Origin of the sequence: Neobacillus canaveralius (genome assembly GCF_047237705.1) — a bacterium.
Lineage (GTDB): Bacteria > Bacillota > Bacilli > Bacillales > Cytobacillaceae > Neobacillus > Neobacillus niacini_K.
The window spans coordinates 2148498-2166712 of the sequence record NZ_JBDFLL010000001.1; the positions used below are offsets into that span (position 1 = coordinate 2148498).

Annotated in this window: 20 protein-coding genes and 2 other annotated features; of the genes, 12 read left to right on the forward strand and 8 right to left on the reverse strand. The window is 37.9% G+C overall.

Annotation, left to right across the window (positions count from 1 at the left end):
- Nucleotides 1-124: 124 nt before the first annotated feature.
- Nucleotides 125-377: a binding site (T-box leader), on the forward strand.
- Nucleotides 378-412: 35 nt separating this feature from the next.
- Nucleotides 413-662, forward strand: a binding site (T-box leader).
- 67 nt (nucleotides 663-729) lie between these two features.
- From trpE to mnmH, 9 genes are all read left to right on the forward strand, one after another.
- On the forward strand, nucleotides 730-2112 hold the full coding sequence (gene trpE, locus ABC255_RS11010; RefSeq protein ID WP_412993457.1) for an anthranilate synthase component I: 1383 nt from the start codon (nucleotides 730-732) through the stop codon (nucleotides 2110-2112).
- The gene (locus ABC255_RS11015; protein ID WP_179596090.1) at nucleotides 2109-2720 is read left to right on the forward strand and encodes an anthranilate synthase component II; all 612 of its coding nucleotides are present in this window, start codon (nucleotides 2109-2111) and stop codon (nucleotides 2718-2720) included. Before trpE ends, ABC255_RS11015 begins: the two co-directional genes overlap by 4 nt.
- On the forward strand, nucleotides 2692-3717 hold the full coding sequence (gene trpD / locus ABC255_RS11020) for an anthranilate phosphoribosyltransferase (RefSeq protein ID WP_412993460.1): 1026 nt from the start codon (nucleotides 2692-2694) through the stop codon (nucleotides 3715-3717). Before ABC255_RS11015 ends, trpD begins: the two co-directional genes overlap by 29 nt.
- Complete coding sequence (trpC, locus tag ABC255_RS11025; RefSeq protein ID WP_412993462.1) at nucleotides 3718-4506, forward strand: indole-3-glycerol phosphate synthase TrpC; 789 nt, start codon at nucleotides 3718-3720, stop codon at nucleotides 4504-4506.
- On the forward strand, nucleotides 4503-5150 hold the full coding sequence (locus ABC255_RS11030) for a phosphoribosylanthranilate isomerase (protein WP_412993464.1): 648 nt from the start codon (nucleotides 4503-4505) through the stop codon (nucleotides 5148-5150). Before trpC ends, ABC255_RS11030 begins: the two co-directional genes overlap by 4 nt.
- Nucleotides 5125-6327, forward strand: coding sequence for a tryptophan synthase subunit beta (trpB, locus tag ABC255_RS11035; RefSeq protein ID WP_412993465.1), 1203 nt, complete (start codon nucleotides 5125-5127; stop codon nucleotides 6325-6327). The genes ABC255_RS11030 and trpB overlap by 26 nt, the downstream gene beginning before the upstream one ends.
- Entirely contained in the window at nucleotides 6327-7112 is a 786-nt protein-coding gene (gene trpA, locus ABC255_RS11040) for a tryptophan synthase subunit alpha (protein WP_412993467.1), read from the forward strand. The genes trpB and trpA overlap by 1 nt, the downstream gene beginning before the upstream one ends.
- Before the next feature lie 130 nt (nucleotides 7113-7242).
- A complete protein-coding gene (locus ABC255_RS11045; protein ID WP_412993469.1) occupies nucleotides 7243-7635 on the forward strand; it encodes a hypothetical protein in 393 nt (130 codons plus the stop codon).
- A 204-nt stretch (nucleotides 7636-7839) separates the two neighbouring features.
- Nucleotides 7840-8919: a tRNA 2-selenouridine(34) synthase MnmH gene (mnmH, locus tag ABC255_RS11050; protein ID WP_412993471.1), complete on the forward strand. Its 1080-nt coding sequence runs from the start codon at nucleotides 7840-7842 to the stop codon at nucleotides 8917-8919.
- 86 nt (nucleotides 8920-9005) lie between these two features.
- Here mnmH and sda read toward each other — a convergent pair whose 3' ends face one another.
- Entirely contained in the window at nucleotides 9006-9131 is a 126-nt protein-coding gene (gene sda / locus ABC255_RS11055) for a sporulation histidine kinase inhibitor Sda (protein ID WP_370576429.1), read from the reverse strand.
- A 203-nt stretch (nucleotides 9132-9334) separates the two neighbouring features.
- Here sda and ABC255_RS11060 point away from each other — a divergent pair, with 203 nt between their 5' ends.
- Entirely contained in the window at nucleotides 9335-9541 is a 207-nt protein-coding gene (locus tag ABC255_RS11060) for a DUF6501 family protein (protein ID WP_412998536.1), read from the forward strand.
- A 60-nt stretch (nucleotides 9542-9601) separates the two neighbouring features.
- Nucleotides 9602-10192 (forward strand): GNAT family N-acetyltransferase, encoded by a 591-nt coding sequence (locus ABC255_RS11065; RefSeq protein ID WP_412993473.1) that lies wholly within the window; start codon nucleotides 9602-9604, stop codon nucleotides 10190-10192.
- A 38-nt stretch (nucleotides 10193-10230) separates the two neighbouring features.
- Here ABC255_RS11065 and yidC read toward each other — a convergent pair whose 3' ends face one another.
- The 5 genes from yidC to ABC255_RS11090 form a co-directional block, all read right to left on the reverse strand.
- Nucleotides 10231-11013 (reverse strand): membrane protein insertase YidC, encoded by a 783-nt coding sequence (gene yidC, locus ABC255_RS11070; protein WP_412993474.1) that lies wholly within the window; start codon nucleotides 11011-11013, stop codon nucleotides 10231-10233.
- Between the two features lie 18 nt (nucleotides 11014-11031).
- Nucleotides 11032-11337: a hypothetical protein gene (locus ABC255_RS11075; RefSeq protein WP_335536468.1), complete on the reverse strand. Its 306-nt coding sequence runs from the start codon at nucleotides 11335-11337 to the stop codon at nucleotides 11032-11034.
- Nucleotides 11338-11480: 143 nt separating this feature from the next.
- A complete protein-coding gene (gene pflA / locus ABC255_RS11080) occupies nucleotides 11481-12233 on the reverse strand; it encodes a pyruvate formate-lyase-activating protein (RefSeq protein ID WP_412993476.1) in 753 nt (250 codons plus the stop codon).
- A gap of 63 nt (nucleotides 12234-12296) precedes the next feature.
- Nucleotides 12297-14522, reverse strand: a complete 2226-nt coding sequence (gene pflB, locus ABC255_RS11085; protein ID WP_412993477.1) for a formate C-acetyltransferase — start codon at nucleotides 14520-14522, stop codon at nucleotides 12297-12299.
- Between the two features lie 314 nt (nucleotides 14523-14836).
- Entirely contained in the window at nucleotides 14837-15289 is a 453-nt protein-coding gene (locus ABC255_RS11090; RefSeq protein WP_412993479.1) for a cupredoxin domain-containing protein, read from the reverse strand.
- Between the two features lie 237 nt (nucleotides 15290-15526).
- Here ABC255_RS11090 and ABC255_RS11095 point away from each other — a divergent pair, with 237 nt between their 5' ends.
- Entirely contained in the window at nucleotides 15527-16669 is a 1143-nt protein-coding gene (locus tag ABC255_RS11095; RefSeq protein ID WP_412993481.1) for a D-alanyl-D-alanine carboxypeptidase family protein, read from the forward strand.
- A 30-nt stretch (nucleotides 16670-16699) separates the two neighbouring features.
- Here the strand turns inward: ABC255_RS11095 and modB are convergent, their stop codons facing one another.
- Both modB and modA read right to left on the reverse strand, forming a co-directional pair.
- Complete coding sequence (modB, locus tag ABC255_RS11100) at nucleotides 16700-17365, reverse strand: molybdate ABC transporter permease subunit (RefSeq protein ID WP_412993483.1); 666 nt, start codon at nucleotides 17363-17365, stop codon at nucleotides 16700-16702.
- 5 nt (nucleotides 17366-17370) lie between these two features.
- Complete coding sequence (gene modA / locus ABC255_RS11105) at nucleotides 17371-18153, reverse strand: molybdate ABC transporter substrate-binding protein (protein WP_412993485.1); 783 nt, start codon at nucleotides 18151-18153, stop codon at nucleotides 17371-17373.
- Between the last annotated feature and the right edge of the window lie 62 nt (nucleotides 18154-18215).

Consider the following 18215-nt stretch of genomic DNA (forward strand, 5'->3'; position numbering starts at 1 on the left):
GACATCTTTAATTTAAAATAACTATCAGACAACAATCCTTTAAATGGAATAAACTTAAATTGAATTTTCTAATAATTTTTGTTGACATTATGCTTTAAAATGGTTTAATATAAAAATCAATAAAGGCAGGGCAGTGATGAAGAGTAGTAACTTTTACGGATTCTTTAGAGAGCTGATGGGTGGTGCAAATCAGTGTAGACGTATTAGTGAATGGACTTCGGAGTCTCCAAACCGAACCTCCTATAGGGTCAGTAGGCTTTGGCGAAATCCTCATCGTTACAAGAGGCAGATATTCAAGCATTTAATTGCTTCGATATCGGTAAAGTGAGCTGATTTTTGGCTAATTAAGGTGGCACCACGGGTCTTCCGTCCTTTTTGGATGGAGGGCCCTTTTTGTTTTTAATTCCATAAAAAGAAATCGTTGATCAAGAGGAGTACACTTATTTTATTCTTTTCAGAGAGCCGGGGAAGGTGAGAGCCCGGTAAGAATGGATTTGTGGAATGGACTTGTGAGAGGCTGCCTGAACAAAAGTAGGGCCGCACGGAGTTCCACCGTTAAAAGGATAGGATATACGACTTTTTAAGGTCCTGTATCTGAAAGAGGAAGCTGCAAAGCAGTTTCAAAGAGAGGTGGCACCACGATCATAAGAATCGTCCTCTATATGCAAAAAACTTTTTTTGTATATAGAGGACGATTTTTTTTATTTATTACGAAGGGATGTAAAGCGGATGAAAATAAAAAATGGTTTTTTCCTAAAGGAACTCAAAGGGGATACATTCACTCCCATTTCTATTTTGAAGAAGATTAGCGGTGATAAAAAGTTTTTATTGGAGAGCTCACATAAGTATCAAGACTCTGGGCGTTATTCCTTAATTGGATCGGATCCAGCATTCGAACTTATCTCCCATGGTGACTCGAATGAAATTCTATATCGAAATGGAGAGAAAAAAGTTATCAAGGGAAACCCGCTTGAGTTGATTAAATCATTGCTCCCAAAAATGGATGAAGCACCTTTTCCTTTTATAGGCGGGGCTGTAGGGTACGTTGGCTATGACATCATCCGTCAATTTGAAGAAATTGGTGAAGAATTTGCGAATGGACTTCAAATGCCTGATGTTCATTTAATGTTTTATGAAGAAGTGATTGTTTTTGACCATCTTGAAGAGAAAATAACGCTTTGCGGTGTACCCCTTTCAGAGGTAATAGATAAAGATTTACTTGAAAAAAGGCTGGAGCAAAGAATTGAAGAGTTAAAACAGCCTGCTATCTATCAAGATGACACACCGTTTGAATTTTCAGGTTTTGAATCAGAAACAACGAAGGAGCAATTTATTGAGAATGTAGATATAGCAAAGGAGCATATAAAAGCAGGAGATATCTTTCAAGTGGTGTTGTCGAGACGAATGAAGTCATCATTCAAAGGATCGCCCTTATCTCTCTATCGCAAGCACCGTGCCCATAATCCAACACCATATATGTTTTATATTGATTTCACTGGATATACCGTAATTGGTTCATCACCAGAAAGTCTCATAAAAACTAGGGGGTCACAGGTATTCTCTAACCCAATCGCAGGTACAAAAAAACGAGGAAAAACAACTGAGGAAGACCTGTTGATTGCAAAGGAATTGAAAAGTGACGAGAAAGAATTGGCGGAGCATAAAATGCTCGTTGATCTCGGTCGAAATGACTTAGGAAGAGTTTGTGAATTTGGGTCGGTAACAGTTGATAAGTATATGGAGGTTGAAAATTTCCGACATGTCATCCATCTAGTGTCAGAAGTAAGCGGAACACTGACAAAAGAGCATAGCAGTCTAGATGCTTTGGCAGCATGTCTTCCTGCAGGTACTGTTTCCGGGGCACCGAAAATCAGAGCGATGGAAATTATTAATAAATTGGAGAAATCAAAAAGGGGACTTTATTCTGGAGCCATCGGTTACTTATCTGCCAACGGAAATATGGATTTTGCCCTGGCAATTCGTACAATGATTTTAAAAGAAGGAACTGCCTTCATACAGGCAGGAGCAGGAATTGTCCACGACTCTGATCCAGAATCCGAATATGAAGAAACCATAAACAAATTAAAAGCCTTTTTGGAGGGTGAACAATGATTTTACTAATCGATAATTTTGATTCTTTTACCTTCAACCTATATCAATATTTAGGGGAATTAGGAGAGAGCGTAACAGTCATTAGAAATAATCAACTTACGATTGAGCAAATAAAGGAAATGAATCCTAAGGCGATCATCCTTTCTCCTGGACCTGGAAAACCAGAGGATGCGGGGATTTGTATTGAGGTCATTCAAAAATTGCATCAAGACATTCCAATATTGGGGATTTGTTTAGGTCATCAAGCAATCGGGGCAGCATTTGGCAGTGAAATTAGGAGAGCAAGTTATATTAAACACGGAAAAACATCGCAAATCACACATAATGGAAACGGGATTTTTACTTATTTGACTTCCCCGTTGGAAGTAATGCGCTATCACTCTTTGGTGGTGGATAAGGAGAAGCTTTCACCCGATTTAGAATGTGTTGCTCAATCGCTTGATGATCAAGAAATAATGGCACTCAAGCACCGTTATTATCCAGTATTCGGTTTGCAGTTTCATCCTGAATCGATTGGCACACCAACTGGTAAGCAAATGCTCAAAAACTTTTTATCTGAAATAGAAGGGAAGAAGAAAAATGAAGAATTTTTTACTCCAGTTAGCTGAAGGTGAATCTTTCTCTGAGCCTCAAATGAAGGAGGCTATGGACTTACTATTAGGTGAAGAGGTATCAGAAAGTGAAATAGCAGCATTTTTAATGGGATTAAAGTCAAAAGGGGAAACAGTAGAAGAAATTACAGGTATTGTAAAAGGCCTCAAAGATAACACCCTTCCATTCCGTAAGAAATTTCCCAATGTTCTAGATAATTGCGGTACGGGTGGGGATGGATCTTCTAGCTTTAATATTAGTACTACTTCCGCCTTTGTGATTGCAGGTGCCGGCATTCCTGTTGCAAAACATGGAAACCGCAGTATATCAAGCAAAACTGGAAGTGCAGATGTACTAGAGTATTTAGGTATTAATTTAAAACTTCCTGTAGAACGGACAGAAGAAATACTTCATGAACTAGGAATTGCCTTCTTATTTGCGCCGCATGTGCATCCAAAGCTAAAGAAGGTCATGACTGTGCGCAGACAATTAAGAATCCCGACTGTCTTCAACTTTATCGGACCACTTACTAATCCTATCGATTTGGACTATCAATTACTTGGAGTTTACCGTAGGGATTTACTTCCTGTATTTGCGGAAGTACTGCAAAATCTTGGTCGCAAACGTGCTATTGTCATTAACGGGGCAGGTTTTATGGATGAGGCATCCTTGCAGGGTGAGAACCATTTTACCCTGTTAGAGGATGGTGCTATTTCCACTCAAACCTTTCTACCAGAAGAAGTAGGACTACCACAATATGATAACAGCGCAATTAAGGGAGGGGATTCTAAAGAAAATGCCGAAATTCTTAAGAAGGTCCTTTCAGGAGAAAAAGGAGCTCGCCGAGATACAGTCCTTTTGAATGCAGGGATAGGGATTTTTACAAGCGGTAAAGCAACCAACATTGTCGAGGGGATCGACATTGCTAGAGATGTGATTGATTCCGGAGCAGCTTTTGAAAAGTTACAACAATTAATTGAATTGACAGCTAAAGCTAAAAGAGAGGCGATATAATTGGAAACCATATTAGATCGAATTATTAATGAAAAACAAAAAGAAGTCCTAAAACTTCGCGCAGGAGATTTAATAAAAGTAGAAGCGAAGCCGAAAAGATCTTTTATCCGTAAATTACAGAATGCAGATGAAATTGCAATTATCTCCGAATTTAAACGTGCATCCCCATCTAAGGGATTGATTAACAATGGAGTGGAACCTGCTGATCAAGCAGCAAGATACGAGAAGGCAGGAGCATCAGCTGTTTCAGTACTGACGGATTCCGCTTTTTTTAAAGGGTCGTTTGCTGATTTAAGGGCGGTTAGAGAGGCGGTGGACCTGCCCATTCTTTGTAAAGATTTTATTATTGATTCCATTCAAATTGACCAGGCAGCAGCGCATGGGGCAGACATAATTCTATTGATTGTAGCCGCTTTAAATGAAACAACGCTGGAGCAGCTGTATCAATATGCCCGGAGCTTGGATTTAGAGGTGTTAGTGGAGGTTCATAATCAAGAAGAATTAGAAAAAGCACTCAAGATTGGTGCAAAATTGATAGGCGTTAATAATCGTGATTTGAAAACCTTTAACGTTTCACTTGACGTTACAGAGTCTCTTGCAAAATCAATAAAAGACTCAGGTGCCTTTCTAATCAGTGAAAGTGGAATACACCACAGGGAAGATGTAGAGCGGGTACGCAGCGCTGGAGCAAATGGAATTTTGGTCGGTGAGGCGTTAATGAAGAGCCCGGATCTAGCAAAGTCTTTTCAGGACTTCAGATTACCACTTTTTGGCGGGGTAAAAAAATGAAGGTGAAAATTTGTGGAATTACAGATCTTACCACTGCACTGGCTGCTATTGATTATGGTGCAGATGCGATTGGTTTTGTTTTTGCTGAAAGCAAACGAAAGATTACCGTAACCAAAGCAAAAGAAATCATTACCCATTTACCGAAAGAAGTGTTAAAGGTAGGGGTGTTTGTAAATGAGACAAAACAGAAAATTGAGGAAATTGCTTCAACCGTAGGACTCACACATGTTCAATTACACGGTGATGAAACCCCGGCCTTTAGCGTATCCCTTTCGTTCCCGGTAATCAAAGCAGTAAGTGTTGACCAGGATCAAAATGTAAAGGAAATAGAAGATTATCCTTGTGAATACCTGTTGCTGGACGGTCCGAAGGGGAAGTACAGAGGGGGAAATGGCTTATCATTTGATTGGAACAGTATATCTGCTATGGAGCTTAAAGGAAAAAAAGTCATCCTTGCCGGAGGTTTACATGAAGAAAATGTTGAAGAAGCCATTAAGCTCATTCAGCCCTATATGGTCGATGTAAGCAGTGGTGTTGAAACGGACGGAAAAAAGGATCTGGATAAGATCCAAACATTCATTAATAAGGCTAAAGGGAGCCATACAGGAGGAACAAGGAATGAATTCATATACACTGCCGAATGAAAAAGGGCAATTTGGTATTTATGGCGGAAGGTTTGTACCAGAAACGCTTATGAAAGCTGTTCTTGAGTTAGATGAAGCTTATAAAGTTGCAAAAGCTGACCCAAGTTTCCAATTTGAAATAGATGATTACTTATCGGAATATGTTGGTAGAGAAACACCGCTTTATCATGCGAAAAATCTTACAAAACATGCTGGCGGTGCACAAATATACCTTAAAAGAGAGGACCTGAATCATACAGGTGCCCATAAAATTAACAATGCCATTGGTCAGGCACTTTTAGCTATTAGAATGGGTAAAAGGAAAATTGTAGCTGAAACAGGTGCAGGACAGCATGGTGTAGCGACGGCAACCGTTTGTGCTTTATTAAATCTTGAATGCATTATTTTTATGGGAGAAGAAGACATCAAACGCCAGGCGTTAAATGTTTTCCGTATGGAGCTTCTGGGAGCGAAGGTTGTTAGTGTTACCTCAGGCAGCGCCACCTTAAAAGACGCAGTGAATGAAGCGTTACGATACTGGGTTGAACATGTGGATGATACCCACTATTTATTAGGTTCCGTAATGGGGCCACATCCATTTCCTGTGATGGTAAGAGATTTTCAGAGTGTAATTGGCAAGGAAACTAGAAAACAATTTTTAGCCCAGGAAGGAAAGCTTCCAGAAGCAGTGGTTGCTTGTATCGGCGGAGGCAGTAATGCTGCTGGAATGTTCCATCCGTTTATTGAAGATAAAGAGGTAAGACTATTCGGAGTAGAGGCTGCAGGACAAGGGGTGGAAACTGCTTTCCATGCCGCATCACTAACAAAAGGCAGACCAGGAGTACTACACGGGGCATTAATGTATTTATTGCAAGATGAGGAAGGTCAAATCATAGAAGCACATTCTGTATCGGCCGGGCTGGATTATCCTGGAGTAGGGCCAGAACATAGTTACTTAAAAGACAGTGGAAGAGCAGAATATCATTCTATTACAGATAAAGAAGCGCTGGACGCATTTCAGCTTCTCTCAAAGCGAGAAGGGATCATTCCTGCGCTTGAAAGTGCTCATGCCATCGCCTTTGCGGTTAAACTTGCTGCTGAAATGAAGGAAACCGAGAATATCGTTGTTTGCTTGTCCGGTCGTGGTGATAAGGACGTAATGGCTGTTAAAGAAATGTTAGAAAGGGAGAGAGCATAATGAATAGAATTGAACAAAGTTTTAAGGTGTTAAAAGACCAGGACCGGAAGGCTTTTATTCCCTATATTATGGGGGGAGATGGAGGACTTAACAACCTAACTGAGCGTCTACTCACACTAGAAAAATTCGGTGCCACTCTCATTGAAGTAGGTGTTCCTTTTTCTGATCCTGTAGCAGATGGTCCAACCATTCAGCAAGCCGGTATTAGGGCGCTTCAAAATGGAACAACATTAAGGGGAATCATTGCGGAACTCACCAAAGCAAGGGAAGTAGTGTCCATCCCTATCGTACTTATGACTTACCTAAACCCTATTTATTCATATGGTATTTCTGCATTTGCACAAGATATTGCAAATGCCGGAGTAGATGGCTGTATCATTCCGGACCTACCAATGGAAGAAGAAGACCTTCTGGCAGCCGAGCTTGAGGATGTGGGTGTTGAATTAATCCGACTTGTTACGTTGACATCTCCAAAAGATAGAATTAAAGAAATATCCAATCGAGGAAAGGGATTTTTATACACCGTGACCGTTAAAGGAATTACCGGAACAAGAAATGAATTCGATCAAGAAGTGGTGGATTTTTTAAAGAGAGTGAAGGACATTAGCCCCATTCCAGTTTTAGCTGGGTTTGGCATTTCAAACGAAAAACAAATTAATGAGCTAATCCCCCACTGTGACGGAGTCATTGTTGGTAGTAAAATTGTCGACTTGTTCCATAAAAATGATTTATCAGGGCTTGAAAGCTTTATGTCAGTACTTAAACCTGAAAAAAACATCATTTAAGAGAAGAAATCCACTTATTGCGAGTGGATTTTTTCTTTATCTAGTGTCTTTTGTTACAGCAGTGAAAATGAATATTTACTATAATTTTGATAATGGAATATCATATCTGGTTGGTAAGGATGAGGGATGTATGATGAAAGTTAAGGAAACAATCATCTCACTAATTGCAGGGATTGACGGTTTTTCAGGAATTTCTTATAAGGTTCATGTGGATTTTCACCAAAATCGATTTACTGTTTTTGAATGGAGAAATAAAGAAAATTTACACCCTATTACTAACTTTAAACGAAAATCAATTGGAAGCATGGAAGATTTCAAAAAAGATATCTATTTAATGAAAATTTGGGAATGGGAACCATCTTATCGAAAGGAAGAAGGAATCATTCTTGATGGGAAATACTGGTCGATAAAGTTGAATACAAAAGGAAAAATCTACGAGAGTGAGGGAATGGAATGCTTTCCGCCTGATTGGAAACGATTTTGTACTGCTGTCGAAAAATTAACAGGAACTCCATTCCGATAACTGCCTCACCCTCTCAAATTGGCAGGAATGTCTGCTTGATACCCTCGTATATCTCCTATATAATTAGTCTATACTTTTACTGAGCTTCTTTTCCATTTAATCATATTTTAGGGGATATCCCTTTTCTTGATTCTAAACTTCCATTCTTGGAAGTTTTGTTTGTTATAGACATTAGTAGAGTTAGATAAAAAGAGGTGTTAATAAATGAAGGAAATCACGGTTGAGGAATTACAAACGATTAAGAATCCGGTCATTATTGATATCCGCGCACCTATTGAGTTTAAGGATGGTGCCATTCCGGAAGCAATCAACATTCCTTTATTTACAGATAAAGAACGAGAGGAAATCGGAACCATTTATAAACATGAAGGACAAGCCGCGGCAAAATGGAGAGCTATGGAGTATGTTTCACCAAAAATACCTAGTCTGCTTCACCAGATAAAATCAGCAATGGAAAATGGGGATGAGTTAATCGTCCATTGCTGGCGCGGGGGAATGCGAAGTAAAGCGGTCGTAACCTTTTTAGAATTTGCAGGCATTTATGCGAACCGGCTTACTGGTGGTTATAAAGCATATCGACAATACATTCTTCAACAAATGCCCACGATGTTTCCTGAGAAAGCAATTGTATTGCATGGTTTAACTGGAGTAGGAAAGACGGAAGTTTTAAAGATGTTAAAAGCAACTGGGTACCCAACAATTGATCTTGAGGAAATGGCTGCTCATCGAGGATCCATTTTTGGAACGATTGGGCTGGGAGAGGGTAATAACCAGAAGACTTTTGATTCTCTTCTATACAAAGGACTTCAGGATATAGTAGGTTCCACTTATTTTGTTATGGAGGCAGAAAGCAAACGGATTGGGAAAGCTGTCCAGCCTGAAGAGCTAACGGATAGAAAAATGAGGGGAATCAATATCTATATCCACACCCCTCTAGAGCAAAGGGTTAAGCAGCTGGTAAATGAGTACGTTTTGCCATATCAAAATGAGCCTTGGTACCACGATCAAATCTCGATCGGAACTGAAAAGATTATACGAAGAATAAAAGATATTGAAATGAAAAAAGTTTTAGTCCAATCTTTAGAAAATAAGGATTACCAAGAGATGATTAGTATTTTACTCGAACATTATTATGATCCACGCTATGACCATGCTACCCTTGAATATGATGGGAAATTCATTGATGTTTACGCGGATGATTTTGATGATGCCAGTAAAAAGGTGATGGCAGAAATAAATAAACTAATGGTAGAGAAGAAGGTAGCTTTTGAAGGTCAAATATAGTCGCTGTTAAGGCCGGTCAACCCGGCCTTTATTTTTTTGCATGAAAAAACCGCCGCGAGTTTGGCGGTTCTACAATCTATGCACTGTTAACGATTCTTAAATGGCCTCAATCCACGACGTTTTATTTCATCTTTTAAAATCTTTATCCATTCTTTTTCCTTTCCAGATTTTAAAGCATCCCGATACGTCACCACTAACAGCTCGTTACTCATTATTTTCAATTTTGCAAGCCTCCCTCGGAATAATGGATTGAATATTCAGTTTTTAATATTGTAATCGTTTTCTAATCATTTGAGAACCTTTTTCACAAATTTGACATATTAAATATGTCAAAAGACTCAACGGTAATTTAGTTGCACTACAGTGTAGCTTTTGATTATACTAAGGAATAGGTAACGGAAAGGAACGTGTGAAAATGATCCATTTAACATGGCGTGAGCGTGAGACAATTAAACAAGTAAAATGTGTTCATACGGACGCAAAAAAATACATAGTAAATAATGCTTTAACTGCCGGAAAAGTTTATAATGTAAAAAATGAAACAGAAGAGTTTTATTACATTATTGACAATACTGGTAAAGTCGGCGGATTTTACAAAGAATACTTCCAAAATGTAGACTGATGGGCCATGCCTGCCAGTCTCTTTTTTTAATTTTATAATGGGGGATGGGGGAATGGGGATATGAAGTTGTGGAATGAGCTTTTTGAGTTAGAAGGGGAAGGTGTCAGATTAGTTCCAATTAGCTTAGATCATCTTGAGGGACTATGGGAAGCTGCTAAACCTGATGAAATTTGGACCTATATGGCTACCACAGTAAGAAGTAGAGAAGAGATGGAACAGATGATTGTCTCGGCAATCCAGAAGAGAGAAAAGGGTACAGACTACACCTTTGTTGTGATAAATCAGGACAATCGAATTATCGGAAGTACTCGTTACCTTGATATTTCACAAGAACATAAAAGTTTAGAAATTGGTTCAACATGGTATCACCCTGATGTTTGGAGAACAAGAGTAAACACTGAATGTAAATACCTGCTGCTAAGGCATGCATTTGAAAGTTGGCAGTTAAGGCGCATTCAACTTAAAACAGATTCCCGTAATTTTCGATCACAACAAGCGATTGAGCGAATTGGAGCAGTAAAAGAAGGAACGCTAAGGAAGGATCGAAAAATATCGGGTGGATATGTTCGTGATACTGTCTTCTTTAGTATTCTTCAAGACGAGTGGAGAATCGTAAAGAAAGAATTAGCAAGGAAACTTGGTTTAGAGTAAAAAGAAGCATTGGGCTCCAATGCTTCTTTTTACTCTTATTAATTAGTACTAGCATTTATTTCTGTATTTTTTACTTTTTGATACAGCTTTCTGCTTAGCCAGGTTTGTAGAATTAAAAACGTACCGCCTACTGCCCAATAAAGCGGCAGCGCTGCAGGTGAATTAAAAGAAAACATTACGATCATGATTGGAGACATCAGTCCCATATATTTCATTTGCTGTTGCTGAGCAGATGGCATACTAGACTGGGAAACTTTAAATTGAAAATAATAAATCACACCCGCAATGAGAGTAATGATGATATCAGGGTCTCCAAGACTAAACCAAAGGAAACGGTGGCTAGCAATCTCTTCTGAGCCACGAATCGCGTAATAAAAGCCCGTTAAAATCGGCATTTGAATCAAGAGAGGCAAACATCCCATATTTAATGGATTTACACCATGCTTCGAATAAAGACCCATTAATTCCTGCTGCATTTCTTGTTTCTTTTTTGGATCCTTTTCTTCTTTCATTTTCTTTTGGATGGCGTCCATTTCTGGCTTCATAACATCCATTTTCTCTTTCATATTCATTTGATTTCTATATTGTTTTAGCATAAACGGCATTAAGATAAGTCTAATGATGAGTGTAATAAGAATAATCGATAAACCATAGCTTCCATTGAAAAATTCAGCTAAAAAATGAATAGAAACAGCAAATGGTTCAACAAAATAGGTATTGAAAAACCCATCACCTTTTCCGTTTGCTCCAGAACAGGCTGATAGGAGCACTGTAGTAAGTGCTAAAAGTAATAAAATTGGTAAAGAACGTTTGATTTTCATATTTCCTCCTAAGATTGTTTAAGTTGTTTTAAATTGAAATAGGATGGAGGAAATAGGTTCTTCTGAATCGTCCTGTGAACTTTCTTTTCTACGAATATATTTAAAAATACGAGTTAGAATAATATTTCTATTTACAGAGCCTTTTTTCTTATAAAAAGACAATGGGTGATTTATTTTTGTATGTGCAGGCTCGCTTATGGATCCCATAAAGCAATATTCCACATTCCATGCCCAGAGTAATTTGATGATGACCCCGAAGTATAAACTTAAATAAATGGTTTCTAACGCGTTTGCATCTGTAAAATCAATGAGCAGTTGGTACAAAAATAATCACCTCGCTTTTTGCTGTTAATGATATGAGTATAATAGAGAAGGACCAAAGAAGCAATTGAATCCTGCTGGAAAAAGTCTTTGTGGCAATATCAGGCTAACAAGAAAGAATGCTGCCCATAAAGACAGCATTCTTTTTATTTTGCCAAGGAAGGTTTGTTCCAGTGTGCAGTAATCATTTTATAAGCATATTCCACTTTCACTTCGGAAGGTGGCTCAACATGGTTTAATGGGTACTCAAGCCCCAAGGCTTCCCATTTATAAACACCAAGCTTGTGGTAGGGAAGAATTTCGACCTTTTGTACATTTTCAAGTGTTCCAATAAATTCTCCAAGTTTTTGAAGGTCTTCAGGATCATCAGAAACAGTAGGGACAAGGACATGTCGTACCCAAACTGGTACTTTTCGGTCAGACAAGAATTTAGCAAATTCAAGAATATGATCATTTGCCATACCGGTTAATTGAATATGCTTTTTGCGATTAATATGCTTTAAATCAAGTAAAATTAAATCCGTATATTGTAATAACTCTTCTAGCTGTTCAAGAAACAGTTTAGAGTGTGAGAAACAGCCCCCAGAAGAATCAATGGTAGTATGAATCCCTTTCTTTTTACATTCCTTAAACAATTCAGTAAGGAACGGTACTTGTAAAAGTGGTTCACCGCCGCTGACAGTGATTCCTCCACCAGATGATTGGAGGAAGGGAAGGTAGGACATGAGATCATCCATGATTTCGGAAACCGTCATCTGTTTGCCGCTGCCGATTTCCCACGTATCAGCGTTATGGCAAAATTGGCAGCGTAATAGGCAGCCTTGTGTAAATACAACATAGCGTATGCCTGGTCCGTCGACTGTTCCTAATGTTTCAATAGAATGAATATTTCCGTTCATGATGATGATCCTCCTTTATTTTTAAAGCAGGAGCTCCTTAGTAAGGAACTCCAATGTATAGTTTTACAGTGATTCGTGGAAAGTACGGTTAATAACGTCTAACTGCTGTTCTTTTGTTAATTTGATAAAGTTAACCGCATATCCAGATACACGTATAGTTAATTGTGGATATAATTCTGGATGTTCCATTGCATCCATTAATGTTTCTTTATTAAATACGTTAACATTCAGATGGTGACCAGTTTTAACCGCATATCCATCTAAAATTGATACTAAGTTACGGACCTGGCTTTCCTCTTCTTTACCTAATGCTTTAGGAACGATAGAGAAAGTATTTGAAATTCCATCCATTGCTGAGCTGTAAGGCAGTTTAGCAACAGAAGATAGAGATGCAAGTGTACCTTTTGTGTCACGGCCATGCATTGGGTTTGCACCTGGTGCGAATGGTTCACCAGCACGGCGTCCATCTGGTGTGTTACCAGTCTTCTTACCATAAACGACGTTTGAAGTAATCGTCAAGATTGACATAGTATGAACAGAATTACGGTAGGTTTGGTGTTTACGTAACTTTTTCATAAATGTTTCAACGATTTCAACCGCAATACTGTCAACACGGTCATCATTATTTCCGTATTTAGGGTAGTCGCCAGTAATTTCGAAATCGACAGCAAGACCATTTTTATCACGAATTACTTTCACTTCACCATATTTAATTGCACTTAAAGAGTCTGCTACAACGCTCAATCCAGCAATACCTGTTGCCATTGTACGTAAGATTTGTGAGTCATGTAGGGCCATTTCAATTCTTTCATAGCTATACTTATCATGCATATAGTGAATGACATTTAAGGTGTTGATATAAAGCCCTGCAAGCCATTCCATCATTTGATCAAACTTTTGCATAACTTCTTCATAATTTAATACGTCAGCAGTAATAGGCTGGTATTGTGGACCCACTTGAATTTTTAATTTTTCGTCCACACCACCGTTGATGGAGTAGAGAAGTGCTTTTGCAAGGTTCGCACGAGCACCGAAGAACTGCATTTGTTTACCAATTTCCATAGCGGATACACAGCAAGCAATACCATAATCATCGCCGTATTCTGGACGCATGATATCATCATTTTCATATTGGATAGAGCTTGTTTTGATTGACATTTTTGCACAATATTTTTTAAAGTTTTCAGGCAGCTGTGGTGACCATAGTACTGTTAAGTTTGGTTCTGGAGCTGGACCTAGGTTATCTAATGTATGAAGGAAACGGAATGAGTTCTTAGTTACTAATGAACGACCGTCAGACGCCATACCGCCAATAGACTCAGTTACCCAAGTTGGGTCACCAGAGAATAATTCATTATAATCAGGTGTACGAGCAAATTTTACTAGACGGAGCTTCATAACAAAATGGTCAACTAATTCCTGTGCTGCTTCTTCAGTTAAAGAGCCATTTAAAAGGTCTCTTTCTACATAAATATCTAAGAAAGTAGATACACGTCCAAGACTCATGGCAGCACCGTTTTGTTCTTTGATAGCCGCTAAGTAACCGAAATATAACCATTGGAATGCTTCAGTAGCAGTCGTTGCCGGCTGCGAGATATCAAAGCCATGGCTGTTTGCCATTTCTTTTAATTCTTTTAATGCACGAATTTGCTCGGCAATTTCTTCACGAAGACGCATATTGTCTTCAGTCATTACCTTGCTTGTATTTTTTTGATCTTGTTGTTTTTGCTTGATTAAGAAATTCACACCATATAGTGCAACGCGACGATAGTCACCGATAATACGGCCGCGACCGTAGGCATCTGGAAGACCGGTGATAATTGCTGCTTTACGTGCCAGCATCATTTCATCTGTATATGCATCGAAAACACCTTGGTTGTGAGTCTTACGGAACTCTGTGAAGAATCTTTCAATATCAGGATTTAATTCATAACCATAAGATTCTAAAGCAGCTTTTGCCATCCGAATTCCACCGAAAGGCTGCATAGAACGATTAAAAGGCTTGTCAGTTTGTACTCCAACAACTTTTTCAAGTTCTTCATTAAGGTAACCAGGAGTGTGAGAAGTAATCGTAGATACTGTCTCAGTATCCATGTCGAGGACTCCGCCTTTTTCGCGTTCCTGATTGGTAAGTTCCATTACCTGTTCCCAAAGCTTATTTGTTGCGTCAGTTGCACCTGCCAGGAAGCTATCGTCACCTTCGTATTGATTATAGTTTTTTAATATGAAATCACGAACGTTAACTTCTTTTGACCATGTTCCTTTAGTAAAACCTTTCCATTGTTCCATTATAATTTCACCTCGTAATTTTGTAGGAAATTTAATATAACAGTGTTGCTGTTATTTCTTAACTAGAGTGTAACAGGTTTTTTGTGAAAGAAAGCACAGATATTGTTAACATATTGTGAAGTCTTGTTTTTAAGGGTTTTTTTCATGCTGTTTTTGAACATTTTATGAACAGATTTAAATCTGTACTATAATTATTCAGGAAAATCCACAAACTGTTATATAAGAAAAACACGATGATATCAACATCTTAATAGTGAAAACCTATGAAACAACTTCTATTTGAAATGAAAAAAGCAGGAGAGAAATCTCCTGCTTTAATCGACGATAATGTCAGCAATCATTGGACCATTATGGTCTCTGTCTCCATGAACTTCACAAATTAAACGATAGGTACCCTCTTTATCAATTTGAAGAGGGACCATTGTTTCTTCACCTTTTTTGACAGTACCCTTGATGTCTGTACCTTCAATATAGAATGGGTGCTCTTCCCCATTAACACCACTAATGTATAGGTTTACTTTTTCTCCTGCATCTAGTTGGATAGTACCTGGATCCCAGCGATAAACTTCAATTTCCTTTCCATCTTTGGTAGTACTGTTAAACTCTACTGTAACCATATGAATTTCTCTGATCTCTTCATTCGAGGTTTGATTAAATACGGTAGTATCTCCTGCTTTTAACAAAAACCAAGCAGAAATGGTTACTAATAGGAAAGCTGTTACTAAAATGAAAATAAGTGTATCTTTCTTTAAAACTAAAAATTTCATTATTAACCCCCCAATAATTTGTCCTAATTCATGTTTATGCAGATAAGGGAGGGAAACTTGTCTCTTTTTTAAAATTTTTTCTATTGCTAGTTCTTTGTTTTCTACCTGAATTTAATTGCAATTATTTCAGAATAACGCCAAACTCATTTCGGTTGATTAACAATTATTGTGAAAATATTTACTTCCTAAGATATTTTGATAAAATCAGATGATAAATAAAAAGTAAGGATGTTGAAATTGTCTAAATTAGTCTCATTTTTTATTATCTTAATGCTCATCTTATCAAACCAAGTTAACGTATACGCAGCAAAAAAAACTACCCTAGGGATTAAAAGTGAAGCTGCCGTACTAGTAGACTCAGAAACGGGTGCGATTTTATATAATAAGAATGGAAATGAAAGATTATATCCTGCTAGTTTGACGAAAATTGCGACAGCCATTTATGCAATCGAACATGGAAATATAGATGATGTTGTCACAGTAAGTGCTAGAGCAGTAAAGGAAGAAGGGACTAGAGTTTATTTAGTTGAAGGGGAAAGGGTGCCTTTAAAAAAGTTGATCCAAGGAATGTTAATTAACTCAGGGAATGACGCAGCTGTAGCAATCGCAGAACATATAGATGGATCGGTTGAACAGTTTGCTGACAATATCAATAAGTATCTAGCTGAGAAGATCGGTGTTAGCGATACCCATTTTACCAATCCCAATGGATTATTTAAAGAAAATCATTATACAACGGCATTAGATTTAGCTTTAATAACGAATTATGCAAAAAAGAACCCCGTATTTTCAGAGATTTTTGGAACAATAGAGCTAGGATGGAGTGGTGAATCGTGGGAAACGAAACTGCTCACTCATCATCGCCTTTTAAAAGGCGAAATTCCTGTAGATGGTATTACAGGCGGAAAAACAGGTTTTGTAAATGAATCAAAGCATACATTGGCAACAACAGCGGAAAATGAAAATGTAAAGCTGACTGCAATTGTCTTAAAAGCGGATAGTAGTAAGGTTTCGTATAACGACACTGTAAAGCTAATTGAATACGGTTTTTCTAGTTTTAAACATCGTATTATCAAACAAAATGAGCGATTTACCGTTCATAAAAAAGAATATTATCCTAAAAATGATATTCTCATTACGGAGCACGTCAATACTTCTGAAGAAAACATTACAGAGCATGGAATTCTTGAAATAGTAAACAACGGTCAAGTCTCACAATCCATAAAACTTGAAGTAAAAGAACCAAAGCAAATAAAGGTAAAAAAGGAAAAGCTGCTATCAAGTGAACAGAGCAGTATTAATATCTTTTATGGAATTATTGTATTTGCACTTGCCGGACTGCTAATTGGAGTTAGAAAAAGATTGATGAAAAAACAATAAGCCGCAAAAAGCCACGGAGAGAACAGTTCTTCATGGCTTTTTTTGTATGATATTTGAAAGCAATAACATAAGGAATGAAATGATTACCATTGATAGAACGAATGCCCAGGCTAAACTCATGTTACCAGATTCCATTGCCACATATATCGCAGTTGGTGCTGTTTGTGTTTTTCCAGGTATATTTCCAGCAAACATTAAAGTGGCTCCGAATTCACCAAGTGCCCGGGCAAAGCTCATAATCAGTCCGGAGATAATCGAGGGAAGTGTCAATGGCAGGGAAACGAATAAGAATACCTTCATTCTGCTTCCACCATCAACACCGGCTGCATCTTCAATATCTTTATCGACGGATTGAAAGCCTAATTTTACTGCTTGGTACATTAGTGGAAAAGCAACTGTGGTCGATGCGATAATGGCTGCCCAAGGAGTAAACATGATGGAATGTTGAAAAAAATCTTCGATAAAAGCACCAATTGGGCTATTTCTTCCAAAAAAGAAAATCAGTAAAAAACCTATTACCGTGGGCGGCAAAACAATAGGGAGCATGAGGAAAGTTTCTAGCAGCATATGCCCTTTAAATTTTTTGTTATATAATAATCTCGCAAAAAAAACGCCCAAAAAACTCACTATTATAACTGATATTGCTGCTACTTCAAGAGAGAATAAAAGGGGGTACCAAAAATCGTTAGTAAACATAATCATCAATCCAATACTTTAAAGCCATATTTTTCAAAAATAGTTTTTGCTGGTTTCCCTTGTAGGTAAGATAGAAGTAATTCAGCCTCTTTTTTATTAGCTGACGATTTTATTATCCCTGCAGGGTAGATAATAGAATCATGGGTTTGTTCATCTGCAGTTGCCACAACTTTTACTTTATCAGATACATATACGTCTGTCATATAAACAATACCTGCATCAACATTTCCTGTTTCTACATATGTGAGAGCCTGCCTAACATCCTTGGTTTGAATAACGATCGGTTCCAGATGTTCCCATAGACCTAGATTTTCGAGTGTTTGTTTTGCATATTTCCCGGCTGGAACAGATTCTGGTATACCCATGGCAATTTTATTGATTTGGCTAGGTTTTAAATCCGAAAATCCATTTATGTTCGCAGGAGTTTCTTTATTGGTGACCAAAACTAGCTGGTTACCTAATAAATTTACCTGAGTTTGTTTATCAATTAATCCTTTTTGAGTTAGCTCGTTAAAGGGATCTATTGCAGCAGAGAGGAAAAGATCAACGGGTGCTCCCTGGAGAATCTGTTGTTTCAATGCACCAGAACCACCAATATTATATAAAAGTTTTATCTGAGGATTTTCAGCTTCGAAATTCTTTTTGATTTCGATTAATGCTTCATTAAGGCTGGCTGCAGCAGAAATCGTTAATTCTACTGGTTCTGACTGTTGGGAGTCTTTGGTTGAACATGCCGATAGGGCAATTAATATAAAAATGGCCAAACCAACAAGAATAGGGTTCTTCATTCAATACTTCCTCTCAAGATCTATCAAAGTGTTTATTATTATTATTATACAGAATGAATATT